The sequence below is a fragment of the Ruegeria sp. N11 genome (assembly GCF_056531525.1).
In genome coordinates this window covers 56617-74384 of record NZ_JBQFLX010000012.1, presented here as the reverse complement: position 1 = coordinate 74384, position 17768 = coordinate 56617, and the positions used below count along the sequence as shown (strand labels likewise).

Below are 17768 nucleotides of genomic sequence, written 5' to 3'. Positions count from 1 at the left end.
CGCGCGGCGCTTTTTTGATCTCTCGAATGGGATCAGCTGAGCCGGTTCATGTCTTTGATCAGCCTGTTCAGGTCGCCGCCACGCGCATCCAGCATCGCTCCGACTTCGGTCCGTTCGGTCAGCAGCATGTTCACCCCTTCGATGAACATATTGAAGAACCGGTCACGCCCGGATTTGTCCGAGACCAGAAAGGTTACATCGAACGGCGCGGATCCCTTTAGCTTGACAGAGGTTCTGACCTCGTAGCCAGCCTTGATTTTCCGCGCGTCGCGAACAGTCACTTCGCCGCCGATGAATTCGCGGAACCGGCGTCCGTATTTGGTGGAAATGTAGCCCTGAAACGCCTTGGTGAACTGTTTCAGCTGCGTTGGGCTGGCCGCGCGGCCGTCGGCGCCCAGCACATAACGCGCCATGATCGGCACATCGGCATATTGCACGAAGATCTTTTCAAAATCGCGCAACATGGCATTTTCGGATTTGCCCGAGGCGATCACGCGATTGATGTCGTCAACAACGCTGACAACCAAAGCCTTGGCACTGGCTTCGGTCTGGGCAAGCGCGGGCAGGGGGACTAGGGCAAGCGCAAGGCCTGCTAATCCGGTGGCAACAAAATCGCGTCTGTTCAGAGGGTTATTCGGCATAGGGGTCCTCGTAAGGGTCTAGATAGGGGTCCCTGACAGGGTCGGTTCCGGTTTCGGCATAGGGGTCGGTATAAAGACCCAGATAGGCGTCCTCATCGTCTCTGGCCAGTTCAAAGCGGCGATTTTGCAGGTAGATCGTGCGCGCCTGGGCATAGCTGTCGGCGCTTTCATACAGGATCGAGTCGACCGTGTCTGCAAACCGACCCCGGTCGCCCATCCGGCGCACAACTTCGGCATAGACGCCGATGTTGTCCACCGGGCGGACCGGGCTGAAATTGATCGGGTTCGAGAACAGGTTGACGATCACACCGACCGAGTCCCGCGCGGTCGACGGACCATAGAAGGGCAGTTCGACATAGGCGCCTTCACCGACCCCCCAGACATGCAGGGTTTCACCGAAATCCGTGTCAACTGGCGGCAGGTTCAATTCGCTTGCCGGGTCGGACAGGCCCACACCGCCCACTGTCGTATTGATCAGAAACCGCAACAGCGCATTGCCGGACTGTTTGATATTGCCCTGCAAAAGATAGTCCAGGGCCTGACCGGGCATGGTCAGGTTCTCGGCGAAATGGTTGAAGCTTGTAACCATCGGGTCGGGCACGATCTTCACGTAGCCTTTCGAGGCGGGACGAAACAGAAACCGGTCAACGCCAAGGTTGAATTTGTGGATACCCCGGTTGGCGTTTTCATACGGATCAAAGATTTCTCCGCGTGCGGCTTCGTCCTGCGGTTGGGATGCGCAGGCGCTCAGGACAGCAAACACAGACAGCAGGATCAGAGGTTTCAGGCTGAATTTACTCGACACGGTCTTCGTTACTCCAATACATCCGTTGCGGGTACACCGGATACTTAATCAATGTGGCCTTTTTCAGCGCTTCAAGGCCCAATTCGCCGTCACATATGTGTTTCGCAATCACTTTGAAACACATAGCGTTTAACCCGCCGAAAGGAAGTAGGTAAAGTGACTCAAGTTCAACAGTTCAGAATAAGAAAAGTTTCGCCAAGGCCGTTCAGCGATGAAAAATGACGGTTTCCAGCTTTCCCAACCGCGTGTTCGCGGTTAGCGTCCGCCCGAGTCAAACAAGGTGAGGATCATCACATGAGCATTGCAGCGAAACTGGAAAGCCTGGGCGTTGCCCTTCCCGACGCACCCGCACCGGCCGCGAACTACGTGCCCTTCGTACGTGTTGGCAACATCGTCTATGTCTCGGGTCAGATTTCCAAGGCCGACGATCTGATCACCGGCAAACTGGGTGACGACATGGATGTCGAGGCAGGCGCAGCCGCAGCCAGGGTGTGCGCCATTAACCTGCTGGCCCAAGTCAAGGCGGCTTGTGGTGGCGATATCGAGAAACTCGTGCGCGTTATCAAGCTGACCGGCTTTGTGAACTCGACCGCTGATTTCACGGCCCAGCCGCAGGTCATCAACGGCGCGTCCGATTTTCTGGTCGAGGCGCTGGGCGAAGCCGGCCGCCACTCGCGCTCGGCTGTCAGTGCGGCATCCCTGCCGCTGGGTGTCGCGGTCGAGATCGAAGGCATTTTCGAAGTCCAATGACGCCATCTCTGCCAGCAGAGTTCCTGCGAGCCCCGATTGCACATCGGGCGTTGCACGACATTGCGGATCACCGCCCGGAAAACAGCCGGGCGGCCATTTGCGCGGCTGTCGCGGCCGGGTACGGCATCGAGGTTGATCTGCAACTGACGGCCGATGACCGGGCCATGGTATTTCACGACTATGACATGACCCGGCTGACCGGGCAGCCTGGCCCGATACGCCAGACCACCTGCGCTCAGGCGAAGGCCATGCATCTGCTGCATGGCGATGACGGTATTCCCACGCTGGACGAAGTGCTGGAGCTGATTGGGGGCAAGGTACCACTGCTGATCGAGCTCAAGGATCAGGACGGTGCCATGGGCACTGATATCGGACCGTTGGAACGCGACACCGTGCGGGCACTGCGCGGGTATGAAGGCCCCGTGGCGCTGATGTCCTTCAACCCCAACAGCGTTGCGGAACTGGCGCGGCTTGCCCCGCATCTGCCACGTGGTCTGGTTACGTGTTCCTACGATCCAAAGGTGGAGCTTCTGCCGCAAAAGGTTTGCGACCACTTGCGCGAAATCCCGGATTTCGACCGGGTCGGTGCCGCTTTCATCAGTCACGAGGCCGAGGATCTTTCCCGCCCCCGCGTGGCTGAACTCAAGGCGCGTGGCGTGCCGATCCTGTGCTGGACCGTTCGTGCGCCCGGGCAGGAGGCCGAGGCGCGCAAGGTTGCCGACAACGTGACCTTCGAGGGGTATCTGGCGGCACATCCGGGTTGATCCCGCCCCGGGCCGTCACAGATAAAGAACAGACGCGGGAGGGGATATGGATCAGGCACAGATTGAGGTTCGGGTTCTTGGGTCGCTCTCGCAGATACCTGCGGTCGAGTGGGACAGTTGCGCTTGTCCCGAGACTGATGATGGTGGGCGTCCGCTGGACCCGTTCACCACGCACCGGTTCCTGCTGGCGCTCGAAGAAAGCGGCTCGGTCGGGCGCGGTACCGGCTGGCAGCCGCAATATCTGACGGCTTATCTGGACGGGATGCTGATTGCTGCCGCCCCGATGTATGCCAAATCGCACAGCCAGGGCGAGTATATCTTCGACCATAGCTGGGCCCATGCCTATGAGAATGCCCGCGGGCGCTACTATCCGAAGCTGCAAATCGCAGTACCTTTTACCCCGGCAACCGGGCGCCGTTTTCTGGTGCGCCCCGGCTATGAAGGTGTCGGCACGTCGGCGCTGGTTCAGGGCGCGGTGCAGCTGGCAGCCGACAACCGGATCTCGTCAATTCACATAACCTTTTGTACCGATGATGAGGCGCGTGCAGGTGAGCAGATGGGACTGATGCACCGGACCTCGCAGCAGTTTCACTGGCTCAACGATGACTACACCGATTTCGATGCGTTTCTGAGGGCGCTGTCGTCCCGCAAGCGCAAGAACATCCGCAAAGAACGGGCACAGGCAAACGGCTTCGGCGGAGACATTCGCACACTGACAGGCGCGGATCTGCACCCCGAGTACTGGGACGCTTTCTGGCGCTTTTACCAGGATACCGGTTCGCGCAAATGGGGGGCACCCTATCTGACGCGCCAGTTCTTTGATATTGCACAGGAAACCATGGCAGATGACATGGCATTGGTGTTGGCTGAACGCGATGGGTATCCGGTTGCCGGGGCGCTGAACTTCATCGGGCGTGAAACGCTGTTCGGACGCTATTGGGGCTGTGTCGAGCATCACCCCTGTCTGCATTTCGAGTTGTGCTATTATAGAGCTATCGACTTCGCCATCGCTCATGGCCTCAAACGGGTCGAGGCGGGCGCGCAGGGCGAGCATAAGCTGGCCCGCGGCTATTTGCCCACGCGTACGCACAGTCTGCACTGGATCGGCGATCCGGGATTTGCGGACGCTGTGCAGAATTATCTGGACGCCGAAGCCCGCGCGGTGGGAGAAGAGATTGAGATTCTGACGGACTATGGCCCGTTCAGAAAATCGAACCCGGAGGAACAGCAATGACCGAACTACTGTCGACCGAGACACGCGGCCCGCTACTGGATCCGTTGTTCAGGAACGGCTGGACGATGGTCGATGACCGGGATGCAATCACAAAAACCTTTATCTTCGAGGATTTTGTCCACGCTTTTGGCTGGATGACGCAGGTGGCGATCTTTGCGGAAAAGTGGAACCACCACCCCGAATGGTCGAATATCTACCGCACCGTCGAAGTGGTCCTGTCCACCCATGACGTAGGCGGCCTTTCCGCGCTGGATGCCAAGCTGGCGCGCAAGATGGACAGTCTGCTCTAGCCCCGGTCACTGCCCGAGCCCACACCGCCCGCCAATGACGCGGCTACGCCCATCTGTTCGAATTCAGCCGGAGTAACCGTGCCATCGCTGACATTGATGCCGCCGGGAATCCGGGTTGTCTTGTTGCCGATCGACCGGACGCTGCGCGCCGCCGGGTTAATATCGAGACAACGTGTCTGATAACAGGTCAGACCATTGGTGTTGATCTGGATACGCGCCTGCCCGTCGGGACCCGTCACCACCGGGGCCTGCGGGACGTCACAGGCCGCCATCACGCTCAGAATCCCAAGGCCAATCCATTTGTTCATCAAAGGCTCCCGTCCCATCAGATCAGCCCCGGTTGTTCCGGGGCCGGTCCGTTTCAGTCCAGCTGGCCATTGCCGTCCTGGTCGGCGGCCAGAAAATCTTCGTTCATCTGTGCGTCATATTCGGCACGAGAAACCTGGCTATCGTTGTTGCGGTCCACTTTCCGGAACATGTCGAGACTTAGAAAGGGTTTCGCTTCGGCCTGACCCAGGGTGCCATTCTTGTCCTCATCCATTGCCTGAAAGGCATAGTCGGAAAAGGCGTTGAACTCGTCCCGCGACAGGAAGCCGTCGTTGTTTCCGTCGATTGCGTTCAACTCGCCCTCATGCAATTCGGCGACGCTTTCTGCGGAAACGGCACCGGCCATCATCATGGCCATGATCACTATAATACCACGTTTCATTCCGCCTCTCCTCAGCACGCGTAACGTTGACCGGACACGCCACCGGCTGCCGCGCCGGCTGCCGTCAGAATCGTCTGGCCCGACCCGCCGCCAAACTGATTGCCGATGGCCCCGCCAATCAGCGCACCACCCAAGGTCCCGCTGAGGCACGCAATCTCATGCTGCCGTGCGGCTTGCTGCTGCGGTGTGGGGGCCGGTCCACAGGCCGCCAACAAGCCTGCGCCACCTAAAATCAAAGGAAAAATCTTTAGCATCATAAACAAACTCCCCGGTTATATGTGCCAAGTATTCGCACTTCGGGGCTTTGCATCAAGTAAAATGCACTTTAACCGGCCCCGGCTTGCCCCCGGGGCCAGCCAATTTCAGATGACGTCCAGCAGACCTTCGCCGGCCGAAATTTCACATGCGCCCGGGCTTTCTTCGAGGTTCAGTGCCACGACCCGGCCATCTTCGACCAGCATCGCATAACGTTTCGATCGTGCGATCAGACCGGCGGGCGGGGCGTCGAAATCCATTCCGATGGCTTTCGTGAACTCGGATGCAGCATCGGCCAGCATGGTCAGGCCCGCATCCGAGGCGCCCGTCGCCTCGCCCCATGCTTTCATCACGAACGGATCGTTGACCGAGATGCAAATAATCTCGTCGACGCCTTTGGCGCTGAACTGATCCTTGGTGCGCATGAAGCTGGGCACATGCGCCGAATGGCAGGTCGGCGTGAACGCGCCCGGCACGGCAAAGATCACCACCTTGCGCCCTTTGGTCTTGTCCGACACCCGAACCTCTTCCGGGCCTTCCGCACCGATCTGGGTCAGCGTGGCTTCGGGCAGCATATCACCTGTTGAAATCATTTTAGCGCTCCTGTCATTTGGATTTGCAGAGTCGGTCCCTGCCGCAATATAGGTGAGCGGATCAAGTTAACCACGGGAATTCGACAGGGTGGGAGGAACATGAGCCATATTGTCGTGATTGGTGCCGGTCAGGCCGGATCTTCGCTTGTTGCCAGACTGCGCAAGGACGGGTTTGAGGGGGACATTACCCTGATCGGGGCCGAGCCGCATCTGCCCTACCAGCGCCCGCCATTGTCCAAAGCCTACCTGTTGGGTGAGATGGAGCTGGAACGCCTGTTCCTGCGACCCGAAAGCTTCTATGCCGAGAACAATATCACCCTGCGTCTTGGCCAGCGTGTCACCGCCATCGACCCAAAGGCAAAAACCGTGACCCTGGGCGATGAGGTCATTCCTTACGACGAGCTGGCACTGACCACCGGATCGGACCCGCGCCGCCTGCCCGCATCCATAGGCGGGGATCTGGACGGCGTGCACGTGGTGCGTGATCTGGCCCATATCGACGAGATGGAGCCCCGTGTGACAGACGGCGCACGCGCGTTGATCGTGGGCGGCGGTTACATTGGCCTCGAGGCTGCGGCGGTCTGCGCCAAGCGCGGGGTCAAGGTGACGCTGGTCGAGATGGCCGACCGCATCCTGCAACGGGTCGCTGCCCGCGAGACCAGCGACTATTTCCGCGCCCTGCACAGTGAATATGGCGCCGACATCCGCGAAGGCGTCGGGCTGGACCGTCTGGTTGGCGACAACGGCAAGGTCACCGGCGCGGTACTGACCGACGGTACCGAGCTTGCGGTTGATTTCGTGGTGGTCGGCGTTGGTATCGCCCCCTCGACCCAACTGGCTGAAATGGCAGGCCTGGAACTGGACAACGGCATAAAAACCGACGCCCATGGCCGCACCTCGGACCCGTCGATCTGGGCGGCGGGCGACTGCGCGTCCTTCCCGCACAAGGGCGACCGAATCCGCCTGGAAAGCGTACCCAACGCCATCGATCAGGCCGAGATCGTGGCCCAGAACATGCTGGGGGCTGCAAAGGACTATGTTGCAACGCCGTGGTTCTGGTCAGACCAGTACGATGTGAAACTGCAAATCGCGGGGCTGAACACCGGTTATGACCGCGTTGTGACCCGCAAGGGCGAGGGTCAGACCGTTTCGTTCTGGTATTACAGCGGGGATCGGCTGATTGCTGTTGATGCGATGAACGACCCGCGCGCCTACATGGTCGGCAAGCGCCTGATCGAAATGGGCAAGACGGCGGATCCGGCGACTGTGGCCGACCCCGACGCGGACTTGAAACCGCTGCTCAAGGCGTGAGGATCATCGCCGGAGACTTCCGGGGCCGCGCGCTGGCCCCGGTCGGCAAGGGGGACGCAGGCGCGCATTTGCGCCCCACCACGGACCGGGTCCGCGAAAGCCTGTTCAACGTTCTGGCCCACAAGATCGATTTTGACGGTCTGCGGGTGCTGGACCTGTTCGCGGGCACAGGCGCATTGGGGCTCGAGGCGCTGTCACGCGGTGCATCTCATGTGACCTTTGTCGATGACGGGCGCGTGGCGCAGGGGCTGATCCGACGTAATATCGACCTGACCCGCAGTGTCGACCGCACCAACCTGATCCGCCGCGATGCGACCCGGTTGGAGGAAAACCCCGGCGCACCCTGTGATCTGATCTTTCTGGATCCGCCCTACGGCAAGGCGCTGGGCCAGAAGGCAATCGCCGCTGCCCTGACCGGCGGCTGGATCAGCGACCACGCGGTTCTGGTCTGGGAAGAAAACTCTGCCATGGTTATACCTGAGGGGTTCAGCCTGCTGGATGCACGGAAATACGGCGACACCCATATCTCATTGATGCAGCGTGGCTTTTCGGATTGAAACGACCTGCGCGGATTACAGGTTTGCAGGCTGGTCGATCCTCGGCTAGCTCAACCGAAAACAGGCGGAGGACCGTATGCACGATCTGGTCATTTTCGATTGCGACGGAGTTCTGGTTGATAGTGAGGTCATCTCGAACCGGGTCTTGATGGAAAATCTGGCGCGATACGGGCTGAGCCTTTCACTGCCGGATTGTATGTCTCTGTTCGTGGGTGGAACCATGGCAGGTGTCCGGGACAAAGCGCAGGCTTTGGGCGCGGACCTGCCCGAGGACTGGACCGATCAGGTTTATGCGGAAACATACGAAAAGCTGCGAGCGGGCGTGCCGTTGGTGGCAGGTGTGCAAAGCCTGCTGACGCTTTTGGATCAGAAGGGCATTCCGTTCTGTGTCGCGTCCAATGGAAGCCCGTACAAGATGCGGATCACATTGGGCCAGAATGGATTGTGGGACCGGTTCAGCGATGTGATGTATTCCGCCCATGTGCTGGGAACCGGCAAACCCGAGCCGGATATGTTTCTGGCCGCCGCAGAACGTTTCGGTTCGATGTCCCCGGTGGTGATCGAAGACAGTGTGAATGGCGTCACTGCCGCCATTCGTGCCGGAATGCGGTGCCTGGGGTTTGCCGCCCATGACGACGGGGCATCCCTGGCGCAACTGGGGGCAGAGGTGTTTCACGACATGGCCGACGCCCCGCGGCTTTTGGGAATTTGAGCCGGGCGTGCTACCATCCCTGATATGGACCGCGCCTTACCGTCTCCGTTCTGGACGATCACATCCGATACCGACACAACGACCGGCCCGCCGCCAAAACCGCGTCGCGCGCCCGTGTTTATCCATGACGCAATCACCCCATGGGGTGACGAGACGATGCTGCTGAAACTGCTGCGCGAGCAGGCTGCCGATCAGGAAGAATAGGTCGGGTGGAACTTTCCGCCCGGCGACAGGGTAAAGATCTCGACCCCGTCCGAGGTCACCCCTACCGAATGCTCGAATTGCGCCGACAGAGACTTGTCGCGGGTCACGGCGGTCCAGTCATCGGCCAGGGTCTTTGTCTCGGGGCGGCCCAGGTTCACCATCGGCTCGATGGTAAAGAACATCCCCTCTTCCAGTTTGGCTCCGGTACCCGGACGACCGTAATGCAGAACGTTCGGCGGCGCATGGAAGACCCGGCCCAGACCGTGGCCGCAGAAATCGCGGACAACACTCATCCGATGGGCCTCGACATAGGTCTGAATGGCATGGCCGATATCGCCGAACGTATTGCCGGGCTTGACCATTTCGATGCCCTTGAACAATGCGTCATGGGTTACCTGGATCAGCCGTTCCGCCTTGCGCGGCAGTTTGCCCGCAACATACATGCGAGACGTGTCGCCGAACCAGCCATCAACAATGACGGTGACGTCGACATTGAGGATATCGCCGTCTTTCAGCTTTTTGTCGCCGGGGATGCCGTGGCAGACCACGTGGTTCACGCTGATGCAGCTTGCGTGCTGATAGCCCTTGTAACCGATAGTGGCCGAAGTCGCGCCCGCATCTTCGACCATCTGCGTGATGAGACCGTCAATCGCGCCCGTCGTCTGGCCCGGAAAAACATGGTCGGCAATGTCGTCGAGAATCCGCGCCGCCAGCGCCCCTGCCGCATGCATCCCGGCAAAGTCACCCTGTTCATAAATGCGGATGCCGTCCTTGGTCAGACGGCCACGATGCTCTTTCATCGACGCTAAGCTCCAAATATGTCGCGCAGCATTCCTTTTACGCTGCTTGTGCAGAAAGTACCAGAGGGTGCAGGGTAGCACCTGCAGTCGGAGGGTTGCCTTATCTCTGGTAGACCCCGCGGGCAGAATGAAATAGCACATGGCAAGCCGCCGGGTTTGTGCAAATGACAGAAAGGCATGGCAATGCAAAAAGCTGATCAGCTGAGGGCCGAAATCGCCAGCATCAGCGATCTGCTCAGGAAAGGCCGGGCCGATCGGGCTTTCAAACGGGCAACCAAGGCCGCCAAGAAATGGCCGAACGTGTCGGCATTGCCAAGACTTGCCGGTCTGTGTGCGATCCAGCAGGGCAAGTTCCCTCTGGCCCAGACTTATTTCGAACGGGCATGGCGGCTGGAACCCGGAAACGCGGATTTGATCCAGAATTACGGCATGAGCCTTGTTCAGGGTGGCGACGCTGGCAAGGCGCTGGCGTTCATTGACAAAATCGGCGCGCGCGCACCCCTGACGCCACCCCAGCAGTTCATTCGCGCGATGGCGTTTCTGCGAGAGCAGAAGGAACAAAAGGCGTTGGAAGCCGTTGATCTGGTGCTGAAGCGCCAGCCCGGCAATCTCGAGGCGCAATGCCTGAAAGCCGATATTCTGGACGAATTGCGCCGCTGGGACGATGCGGTCGGGCTCCTGACGGCGCTTGTCAAACAGCATCCCAAATTTCAGTACGGGCAATTGCGCCTGTCCAAGGCTCTGGCCGGGGTCGGTCGGCTGGACGAAGCCCTGAAACACGCAGGTCTCGCGCTTGCCTTGGCGCCCGGTCATCCGGAAACACTGGAGTTCATTTGCAAGCTGCCGGGCCTGAAGCAGGACGATCTGCCTGCCTTGCGGGCTCAGGTCTCAAAATTCTTCGGCGAGGGGCCGATCGCCAACCGTGAAAGTGCCTCGCTGATTCACTTCGCTGCCGCAAGCCTTGCGCGTCTGGACAAGGACCTGGCGCAGGAAATGCATCATCTGGACGAGGCGCACAAACTGCGGCGCGACGGTTTGGAAAGTCTGGAGGAGAGCCGCGAGAAGGAATGCCGCGACCGTCTTGCTGCGCCTTTGCCGAAGGAATCTTCGGACCCGCGAACCGACATTCCACGCCCGATCTTCGTTGTCGGCCTTGCCAGATCGGGCACAACTCTGGTCGAGCGTATCCTGTCGGCACATTCACAGGTACAGGGGCTGGGAGAGCTTGCCACCGTTCAGTTCTGGGTGATGAAAGAGGAAAGCCTGCATTCACAGGCGCAACCACTGGCGGATTACTATGTCGAGCGCCTGCCCGAGTTGAACCGGGACGCCACAGCCTTTGTGGACAAGATGCCGGGCAACTACGCCTATCTCGGCGCGATTGCACAGGCCTTTCCCAATGCGCTGATCCTGAACGTCCAGCGCGATCCAAGGGACGTCGCCCTGTCGATGTGGCGCGAGAATTTCGGTGCGCAGGGGATGTATTTCACCCATGACTTCAAATGGATGGCGGCCGAGGCCAACCGTTACCGCCGCTACATGCAGCACTGGCACAAGGAACTGCCGGGCCGTATTCACGACATCCGGTACGAGTATCTGGTCAACAATCTGCAGGACGCCGCAGCAGAGCTTGCCCAAGTTTGCGACCTGTCGTTCGAAGAAAGCATGCTGACGCCGCAATCCTCATCGGACGCGGTCAAAACCGCCAGCAGCCTTCAGGTCCGCCGGCCCGTCAGCACGTCGTCGGTCGGTCGTTGGCGCGAGGTGGCGGATCACTTGGCGCCATTTGTGAAGCGACTGGATGCGGAGCTTTGGCCGGATGTGCACGAAGAGGCTCAAGACGCCGTGAAGTAAGAGGCCCAAATTCAAGGAGACCTATGAACTCCACCGTGTCAGGAAACGCAGGTAACCCGTCGGTATCTTTGTGGTGATCCAAATCTGGGTTGAAACGAAACGCCTGCGCCGTGCAAGGCGTCCTTATGTGCGAATGGATGCCAGGTTTACCCAAACACCTTCCGGCGAAATCCGCGTTCCGTAAACCAGCCGCTCGACGCCCTGCGCCTGCGCGGCCTCGAAGGCTGCCGCATAGGCGGGGTCAATATCGTCGGCCAGCGCAAACCGGTCGCAATCGGTGCGCTGCACCAGATAAAGCATAATGGCGCGGTGTCCTTGTGTGGCCATCGCCGCCAGCTCGCCCAGATGTTTGGTGCCGCGCGCGGTTACGCTGTCTGGGAACTCGGCCAGACTGGGCTTGCGGGACAGGGTGACACTTTTGACCTCGACATAGGCGTCCGGCAGGCCAGGCCCGGTCAGAAGGAAATCGATGCGGCTGTTCTGGCCGTATTTCACCTCGGCTCGGATGGTTTCATATGCCGCCAGTTCCCGGATTTCACCGGCGTTCAGTGCTGCGCGCAGGGCTTTATTCGGAACCGATGTATCGACCCCGGTGAAATGTCCGTTTTCGTGATCGACCAGCCGCCAGCCGTATTTCAGCTTTTTCTTCGGATCGTCATTGGGCTCCAGCCAGATTTGCTCACCCGGTTCGGCCAGCCCCATCATCGAGCCTGGGTTGGCGCAATGGGCTGTAACCTCGCGCCCGTCCTCAAGCGTGCAGTCGGCCAAGAAGCGTTTGTATCGGCGGATCAGGCGGGCGGGGACAAGAGGGGTTTCAAATCGCATGTCTCACGGCCTATACCTGCCCAAACGGTCGATCAAGAGGGGAGCGCACATGGCCAATCCAACCGCCGCAATGCTGGTGATCGGGGATGAAATCCTGTCCGGCCGCACCCGCGACGCCAATATGCACTATCTTGCTCAGGAGCTGACCAAGCACGGCATCGACCTGAAAGAGGTCCGCATCGTTTCAGATGAGGCACCGGCCATCGAGGCGGCGGTCAGGGCGCTGTCCGATGCGCACGATCATGTCTTCACCAGCGGTGGTATCGGCCCGACCCATGACGATATCACCGCCGATTGCATCGCCCGCGCGTTTGAAACCCCAATTGATATTCGCGCCGACGCACGTGCCCTGCTCGAGGCGCATTACGACAAGTCGGGGCTGGACCTGAACGCTGCCCGTCTGCGCATGGCGCGCGTTCCGGACGGTGCCGCACTGATCGAAAACCCGGTTTCGACGGCGCCCGGTTTCACCATCGAAAACGTGCATGTGATGGCTGGGGTGCCCTCCGTCTTTCAGGCCATGGTGGCCAGTGTTCTGCCCACGCTGACCGGCGGCAGCCCGTTGCTGTCGCAGACCCTGCGCATCGACCGCGGTGAAGGGGACATCGCGCAAACCTTGGCGTCGCTGGCCGAGGAGTTCTCCGATCTGACCATCGGCTGCTACCCGTTCCAGATCAACGGGGTCTTTGGTGCCAACGTCGTTGTGCGCGGCACCGACGGTGCCCGCATCGACGCCGCAACCACCCGCCTGGCGAAAGAGCTTCAGCTTTGAGCGTCAACTGGGAGGCCGTGGTGGACGGCACATGGCCAGCCGCCGCGTACGAAACAATCGGGCCGTTCCGGCTGCGGCAAGGGCAGGGGGGCGGCTCTCGGGTGTCCGCTGCCAGTGCGACCTCTTCCGCGACCGAAGCCGATATTGATGCGGCCGAGAAAGCCATTCTGGCACTCGGGCAGAAACGCCTCTTCTGTCTGCTTCCGGGGGACGACGCGCTGGATGCCCAGCTTGCCGGACGCGGCTACACGGTGCTTGATCCGGTCAACATCTACGCCTGCCCGGTCGGGCATTTGACGGACGTGCCGGTGCCGCGCGTGACCGTGTTTACCATCTGGAAACCGCTTGCGATCATGTGCGAGATTTGGGCGACGGCCAGTATCGGGCCGCAGCGTCTGGCCGTCATGGATCGGGCGGATGGCCCGAAGACCGGCCTGCTTCTGCGGCGCAAGGACCAACCGGCGGGAGTTGGATTCGTGGCTGTACATGAAGGGGTTGCCATGATGCATGCTTTGGAAATCCTGCCCGCTCATCGCCGACAGGGTCTGGGACAATGGGCCATGCGCGCCGCGGCCTTTTGGGCGCTGGACAACGGCGCCCATACCTTTAGCGTGATCTGCACCAAGGCAAATACCGGCGCCAATCGTCTCTATCACTCGCTTGGGATGGAGATCGCCGGAGAGTATCACTACCGCCAGCTGGCCTGAGGAGAAAGACAGCCGTGCCCGATCAAGACATGCCCACAGCGCTGAACCTGCCCATGGTCGACCCGCTGCCGCCCGAGACACAGAAGTATTTCGACATCTGCGTCGAAAAGCTGGGCATGGTGCCAAACGTGCTGAAGGCCAATGCGTTTGATATCGACAAGCTGAACGCGTTCACCGCGATGTACAACGATCTGATGCTGGCCGACAGCGGGCTGACCAAGCTGGAACGCGAGATGATCGCGGTTGTGGTCTCGTCCATCAACAAGTGTTTCTACTGCCTTGTGGCCCATGGCGCAGCCGTCCGGCAATTGTCCGGCAACCCGCAGTTGGGCGAGATGCTGGTGATGAACTACCGCGTGGCGCCGTTGGACGACAAGCAGCGTGCGATGCTGGATTTCGCCGCCAGAATGACGACAGCCAGCGCTGAGATCGAGGAAACCGACCGCCAGCGGCTGCGTGACGTTGGTTTCTCGGATCGTGATATCTGGGACATCGCCAACGTGACCGGCTTTTTCAACATGTCGAACCGGGTGGCCAGCGCCACGGGTATGGTCCCGAACGACGAATACCACTCCCAGTTCAGATGACCCGCCGCGTTGCCCTTTGCCTGTTGATGCTGGCCGCTCCGGCAGCGGCGCAGGACCTGACGATGCCTACCGGTGCCCGTCAGATCAGCGACCGTACCAGCCCGCTGGACAGTTACGCGCTGCCGACCGGTCCGTTCGCCGATGGCGCAGTCCCGACACGCGAGGTCGAGGGGCGGGTCGAACGCTTTACCTGGAAGCTTCAGGCCGGATCCAGCACGACGTTGCAGATTCTGGCCCCGCTCAGGGATCAGCTCGTCGCGCAGGGATTTGATATTGGGTTCGAATGTGAGGCCCGCGCCTGTGGCGGTTTCGATTTCCGCTTTGGCATCGAAGTGGTTCCGACACCCGACATGTATGTCGCCATTCAGGATTATCGTTTTCTGTCCGCCTCGCGCGATCAGGAAGTGCTGAGCCTGCTGGTCAGCCGCAATCCGCCCGACGGGTACGTGCAGATGATCCGTGTTACACCAGTGGCGGAAACCGCGCCGCCCCCGGTCGTGGTCGAGGAAACCGTCGAAACCGAAGGTGGCCTGCTGGCGGACTTGCAGCAGAATGGGCATGTCATTCTGGACGACCTGCATTTCAACACAGGGGAAGTTGCCTTGGGTGAGGGTCCGTTTGCCTCGTTGGCGCTGCTGGCGGGGTTTCTGGGCGACAATCCCGACCTGCGCCTGGCGCTTGTGGGCAACACCGATGACACCGGCGACCTGCAAGCCAATATCTCGGTCAGCACAAAACGCGCCCAGTCGGTCCGTACCCGCCTGATCGAGGCACATGGCGTCGCGCCGGACCGGATCGAGGCGGAAGGGGTTGGATATCTGGCACCAATCACCTCGAATGCAACGCCGGAAGGCCGCGATCTAAATCGCCGGGTCGAGGCGGTTTTGCTGATCAATTAGGTGTCAAACAGACCTGCCTAGGCTGCGACAAAAAAAGGCCCGCACAAAAGGCGTGCGGGCCGTTCAGTTTCCACGGGGAGAATTTACCAGTCCATCGGACCCTTGTCGCTGAATGAATCAGCCAGAAAATCAATGAATGCCCTTACCTTGGGCTGCGTGAAGCGGCCGGGCGGGTAGACGGCATAGACGCCCTGTACTTCATCCGGCAGGGACGGCATCGCGTCCTGTACCGCTCCGGACTTCATCGCGTCGGCATAAAGATAGCTGGGCAGATAGGCGATACCCAACCCTGAGATGGCGGCGTTCAGCAGGGATTGCCCGTCATTGACGCTCAGCCATCCGGCGGTGCGAACCTGCCGCTTTTCGCCCGAAGGTGCAGTCAGTTTCCAGACATTGCCTGATGACTGGCTGGAATAATGCAGCAACTTGTGTTCGTTCAGATCGTCAATCTTCTGCGGGCGTCCGTATTTCTCGATATAGCTGGGGGCCGCAACCATCCGTTTGACGGTTTCGGTCAGCTTGCGCGCGCGCAGCGTGCTGTCTTCCAGCTCTCCGATTCGCACTGCGACGTCGAACCCCTCTGAGATCAGCTCCACGTACCGGTTGTTCAGCACCATGTTCACGGTGATGTCGGGATAGGCCGACAAAAAGCCGGACAACACAGGCGACAGGTGATTCACGCCAAAATCCGTGGCCACGCTGATCCGCAGCAGACCCGACGGGGCGGACTGCATCGATGTCACCAACGCGTCCGCTTCGCCTGCGTCATTCAGCACCCGGCGGGCGCGGTCGTAATAAGCCAGCCCGATCTCGGTGGGCGAAACGCGGCGCGTTGTCCGGTTCAGCAGTCTAGCACCCAATCGTGCCTCAAGGCTCGATACATGCTTGGAGACAGCCGATTTGGAGATGCCCATCTTTTTGGCCGCATCTGTAAAGCCGCCCTGATCCACTACATTGGAAAAGGCTTCCATTTCGGTCAATCGGTCCATTCGCGTACCCCAGGTCTTGGTTCTTTGCCTGACCATGGCCCTGAACTTGGGCGGAAACGGGGCAGACATGGGATAATATCTGGGATTTGATTCGGATCGTTTGCACATGGGAAACGCTGAAACAGTGGTTTCCATGCACGCTACAGGACGTGCATTGTCAGCAAATCAGGGGGCAATTGCCCAATCGTGCTATGTTGAGAATGGCAAATTTGTGTCCAGGGAGGGAATCATGAAAACATTTTTTGGTGTTGCCGCGCTTTGCCTGTCCGCTTCGCTTGCGCTGGCCCAGGGTGAGACGCCGTCAAACCCCGACGCCCGGGTCTATTTTGTCAATCTCGCAGATGGTGACACCGTCCAGTCGCCGGTCACGGTGGTGTTTGGCCTCAGCGGCATGGGGGTTGCCCCTGCGGGGACGGAAAAGGAAAACACCGGCCATCACCACCTGCTGATCGACCGCCCGCCATTGGGTGAGGGCGAGGACGGAGCGGACGAGCTGTCCTATGGCCTGCCCGCTGACGACAATCACCTGCATTTCGGTGGCGGCCAGACCCAGGTAACACTGGACCTTGCGCCGGGCGAACACACGCTGCAACTGGTTTTGGGCGATGCGGGCCACGTACCGCATGCGACCCCGATTGTGTCCGAGGTGATTACGATTACGGTGGAGTAACCGCCTTACCCCGAACTTTGCGGTAGTCACCGTTAACCACGGCGGGCAAATTTTTGGCGCGCAGAGCCATGCAATGCTGACAACGTTGCCTGTCAGACAACTATGTTGACTGTCGTTTCTATCCCGCCCGAGACCTCGACATATGTCATCGAAACGTTGCGGGCCTCGGCCGGGGACATACGCCGATAGAGCGAATCCCGCTTATTGCCGGGGTTTCCCGCCTCGTAGAACTGCGTGGTCAGAACCTCGCGGTCTCTTTCTAAAACCTTGACATGGATATGCGGCGTCCGGCCCGGATAGCTGCCTGGCTTGATTGTCCGGAAACTATAGCGACCCTGCGCGTCCGTGATGTCGTGTCCAAAGCCCTGAAACCCCCGGTCGTATTGCACAGTCCGCCTGTCGCCGGGGTGAATGTATTTTCCATTCACGTCGCATTGCCAAATCTCGATCCGGTATCCTGCCCGGGGACGCCCGGCCTTGTCTGAGATCCGTCCTTTTAGGGTGATCACCTCACCTCCGGCTTCCCGAACCAGACCGACGACTTTGACCAGATCGTTATCCGCATCGGCGACGCGCATCGGTTCCGTAGGGTAGAACGGACCCTCTGCCGCATTCGGCGTCAGTTGCGCGGCAGCGGTGCGCCCTGCAACCCAGATCGCCCCGAAAAAAGTGACCGCGCCGGTGAGAAACCCGCGCCGATTGTCTTCGCCCGTTGCCATGGCCTTCTCCACAGTTGCACCCGGTCAGGTCCGCGCCCCGGCAGACGGGCACAGAACCTAAGATATAGACCGAAACCTGTGTGCGGCCAATTTCCACAAAGGCCGAACGAAGGGTCGTCTC

General features: G+C 60.1%; 24 protein-coding genes. 14 read left to right on the top strand and 10 right to left on the bottom strand.

Annotated elements, in window-relative coordinates:
- Window positions 1-32: 32 nt before the first annotated feature.
- Window positions 33-641, bottom strand: coding sequence for an MlaC/ttg2D family ABC transporter substrate-binding protein (locus tag ACR0J8_RS14080; protein WP_170612982.1), 609 nt, complete (start codon window positions 639-641; stop codon window positions 33-35).
- A complete protein-coding gene (locus ACR0J8_RS14075; protein WP_480522973.1) occupies window positions 631-1446 on the bottom strand; it encodes an MlaA family lipoprotein in 816 nt (271 codons plus the stop codon). The genes ACR0J8_RS14080 and ACR0J8_RS14075 overlap by 11 nt, the downstream gene beginning before the upstream one ends.
- 294 nt (window positions 1447-1740) lie before the next feature.
- Here ACR0J8_RS14075 and ACR0J8_RS14070 point away from each other — a divergent pair, with 294 nt between their 5' ends.
- The 4 genes from ACR0J8_RS14070 to ACR0J8_RS14055 are packed head-to-tail and all read left to right on the top strand — an operon-like array spanning window position 1741 to window position 4484.
- The gene (locus tag ACR0J8_RS14070) at window positions 1741-2196 is read left to right on the top strand and encodes a RidA family protein (RefSeq protein ID WP_170612984.1); all 456 of its coding nucleotides are present in this window, start codon (window positions 1741-1743) and stop codon (window positions 2194-2196) included.
- A complete protein-coding gene (locus ACR0J8_RS14065) occupies window positions 2193-2960 on the top strand; it encodes a glycerophosphodiester phosphodiesterase family protein (protein ID WP_480522972.1) in 768 nt (255 codons plus the stop codon). Before ACR0J8_RS14070 ends, ACR0J8_RS14065 begins: the two co-directional genes overlap by 4 nt.
- 46 nt (window positions 2961-3006) lie before the next feature.
- On the top strand, window positions 3007-4194 hold the full coding sequence (locus ACR0J8_RS14060; protein WP_480522971.1) for a GNAT family N-acetyltransferase: 1188 nt from the start codon (window positions 3007-3009) through the stop codon (window positions 4192-4194).
- A complete protein-coding gene (locus ACR0J8_RS14055; protein ID WP_170612990.1) occupies window positions 4191-4484 on the top strand; it encodes a 4a-hydroxytetrahydrobiopterin dehydratase in 294 nt (97 codons plus the stop codon). The genes ACR0J8_RS14060 and ACR0J8_RS14055 overlap by 4 nt, the downstream gene beginning before the upstream one ends.
- Here the strand turns inward: ACR0J8_RS14055 and ACR0J8_RS14050 are convergent.
- The 4 genes from ACR0J8_RS14050 to ACR0J8_RS14035 all read right to left on the bottom strand — a co-directional run bounded on the left by ACR0J8_RS14050 (window position 4481) and on the right by ACR0J8_RS14035 (window position 6041).
- Window positions 4481-4792, bottom strand: a complete 312-nt coding sequence (locus tag ACR0J8_RS14050; protein ID WP_170807028.1) for a hypothetical protein — start codon at window positions 4790-4792, stop codon at window positions 4481-4483. The genes ACR0J8_RS14055 and ACR0J8_RS14050 overlap by 4 nt on opposite strands.
- A gap of 53 nt (window positions 4793-4845) precedes the next feature.
- Complete coding sequence (locus tag ACR0J8_RS14045) at window positions 4846-5193, bottom strand: hypothetical protein (protein ID WP_321249801.1); 348 nt, start codon at window positions 5191-5193, stop codon at window positions 4846-4848.
- An 11-nt stretch (window positions 5194-5204) separates the two neighbouring features.
- Window positions 5205-5450, bottom strand: coding sequence for a glycine zipper 2TM domain-containing protein (locus ACR0J8_RS14040; protein WP_170612996.1), 246 nt, complete (start codon window positions 5448-5450; stop codon window positions 5205-5207).
- A gap of 105 nt (window positions 5451-5555) precedes the next feature.
- A complete protein-coding gene (locus ACR0J8_RS14035) occupies window positions 5556-6041 on the bottom strand; it encodes a peroxiredoxin family protein (protein WP_170612998.1) in 486 nt (161 codons plus the stop codon).
- A gap of 99 nt (window positions 6042-6140) precedes the next feature.
- On the opposite strand from ACR0J8_RS14035, the gene ACR0J8_RS14030 reads away from it, so the two are divergent.
- From ACR0J8_RS14030 to ACR0J8_RS14015, 4 genes are all read left to right on the top strand, one after another.
- On the top strand, window positions 6141-7352 hold the full coding sequence (locus tag ACR0J8_RS14030; RefSeq protein ID WP_170824946.1) for an NAD(P)/FAD-dependent oxidoreductase: 1212 nt from the start codon (window positions 6141-6143) through the stop codon (window positions 7350-7352).
- Window positions 7349-7909: a 16S rRNA (guanine(966)-N(2))-methyltransferase RsmD gene (gene rsmD, locus ACR0J8_RS14025; RefSeq protein WP_480522969.1), complete on the top strand. Its 561-nt coding sequence runs from the start codon at window positions 7349-7351 to the stop codon at window positions 7907-7909. Before ACR0J8_RS14030 ends, rsmD begins: the two co-directional genes overlap by 4 nt.
- Before the next feature lie 76 nt (window positions 7910-7985).
- The gene (locus ACR0J8_RS14020) at window positions 7986-8621 is read left to right on the top strand and encodes an HAD family hydrolase (RefSeq protein WP_480522968.1); all 636 of its coding nucleotides are present in this window, start codon (window positions 7986-7988) and stop codon (window positions 8619-8621) included.
- A gap of 24 nt (window positions 8622-8645) precedes the next feature.
- Window positions 8646-8825 (top strand): hypothetical protein, encoded by a 180-nt coding sequence (locus ACR0J8_RS14015; RefSeq protein ID WP_170613006.1) that lies wholly within the window; start codon window positions 8646-8648, stop codon window positions 8823-8825.
- On the opposite strand, the gene map is transcribed toward ACR0J8_RS14015, so the two are convergent.
- A complete protein-coding gene (gene map / locus ACR0J8_RS14010) occupies window positions 8813-9625 on the bottom strand; it encodes a type I methionyl aminopeptidase (protein WP_170613008.1) in 813 nt (270 codons plus the stop codon). The two genes, ACR0J8_RS14015 and map, sit on opposite strands and share 13 nt — an antisense overlap.
- Before the next feature lie 177 nt (window positions 9626-9802).
- On the opposite strand from map, the gene ACR0J8_RS14005 reads away from it, so the two are divergent.
- The gene (locus ACR0J8_RS14005; protein WP_480522967.1) at window positions 9803-11479 is read left to right on the top strand and encodes a tetratricopeptide repeat-containing sulfotransferase family protein; all 1677 of its coding nucleotides are present in this window, start codon (window positions 9803-9805) and stop codon (window positions 11477-11479) included.
- A gap of 123 nt (window positions 11480-11602) precedes the next feature.
- On the opposite strand, the gene sfsA is transcribed toward ACR0J8_RS14005, so the two are convergent.
- Window positions 11603-12304: a DNA/RNA nuclease SfsA gene (gene sfsA, locus ACR0J8_RS14000; protein ID WP_480522966.1), complete on the bottom strand. Its 702-nt coding sequence runs from the start codon at window positions 12302-12304 to the stop codon at window positions 11603-11605.
- Between the two features lie 49 nt (window positions 12305-12353).
- Between sfsA and ACR0J8_RS13995 the strand changes: the two genes are divergently transcribed.
- The 4 genes from ACR0J8_RS13995 to ACR0J8_RS13980 are packed head-to-tail and all read left to right on the top strand — an operon-like array spanning window position 12354 to window position 15269.
- Complete coding sequence (locus tag ACR0J8_RS13995) at window positions 12354-13076, top strand: competence/damage-inducible protein A (RefSeq protein WP_480890755.1); 723 nt, start codon at window positions 12354-12356, stop codon at window positions 13074-13076.
- Window positions 13073-13783, top strand: a complete 711-nt coding sequence (locus tag ACR0J8_RS13990; RefSeq protein WP_480890753.1) for a GNAT family N-acetyltransferase — start codon at window positions 13073-13075, stop codon at window positions 13781-13783. The genes ACR0J8_RS13995 and ACR0J8_RS13990 overlap by 4 nt, the downstream gene beginning before the upstream one ends.
- Window positions 13784-13797: 14 nt before the next feature.
- The gene (locus ACR0J8_RS13985; protein WP_480491089.1) at window positions 13798-14370 is read left to right on the top strand and encodes a peroxidase-related enzyme; all 573 of its coding nucleotides are present in this window, start codon (window positions 13798-13800) and stop codon (window positions 14368-14370) included.
- A complete protein-coding gene (locus ACR0J8_RS13980; RefSeq protein WP_480890750.1) occupies window positions 14367-15269 on the top strand; it encodes an OmpA family protein in 903 nt (300 codons plus the stop codon). The genes ACR0J8_RS13985 and ACR0J8_RS13980 overlap by 4 nt, the downstream gene beginning before the upstream one ends.
- 83 nt (window positions 15270-15352) lie before the next feature.
- Here the strand turns inward: ACR0J8_RS13980 and ACR0J8_RS13975 are convergent, their stop codons facing one another.
- A complete protein-coding gene (locus ACR0J8_RS13975; protein WP_170679902.1) occupies window positions 15353-16258 on the bottom strand; it encodes a LysR family transcriptional regulator in 906 nt (301 codons plus the stop codon).
- Between the two features lie 229 nt (window positions 16259-16487).
- Between ACR0J8_RS13975 and ACR0J8_RS13970 the strand changes: the two genes are divergently transcribed.
- Complete coding sequence (locus tag ACR0J8_RS13970) at window positions 16488-16928, top strand: DUF4399 domain-containing protein (protein ID WP_480890747.1); 441 nt, start codon at window positions 16488-16490, stop codon at window positions 16926-16928.
- Between the two features lie 92 nt (window positions 16929-17020).
- Here the strand turns inward: ACR0J8_RS13970 and ACR0J8_RS13965 are convergent, their stop codons facing one another.
- Window positions 17021-17647, bottom strand: a complete 627-nt coding sequence (locus ACR0J8_RS13965) for a dioxygenase family protein (RefSeq protein WP_480890744.1) — start codon at window positions 17645-17647, stop codon at window positions 17021-17023.
- Between the last annotated feature and the right edge of the window lie 121 nt (window positions 17648-17768).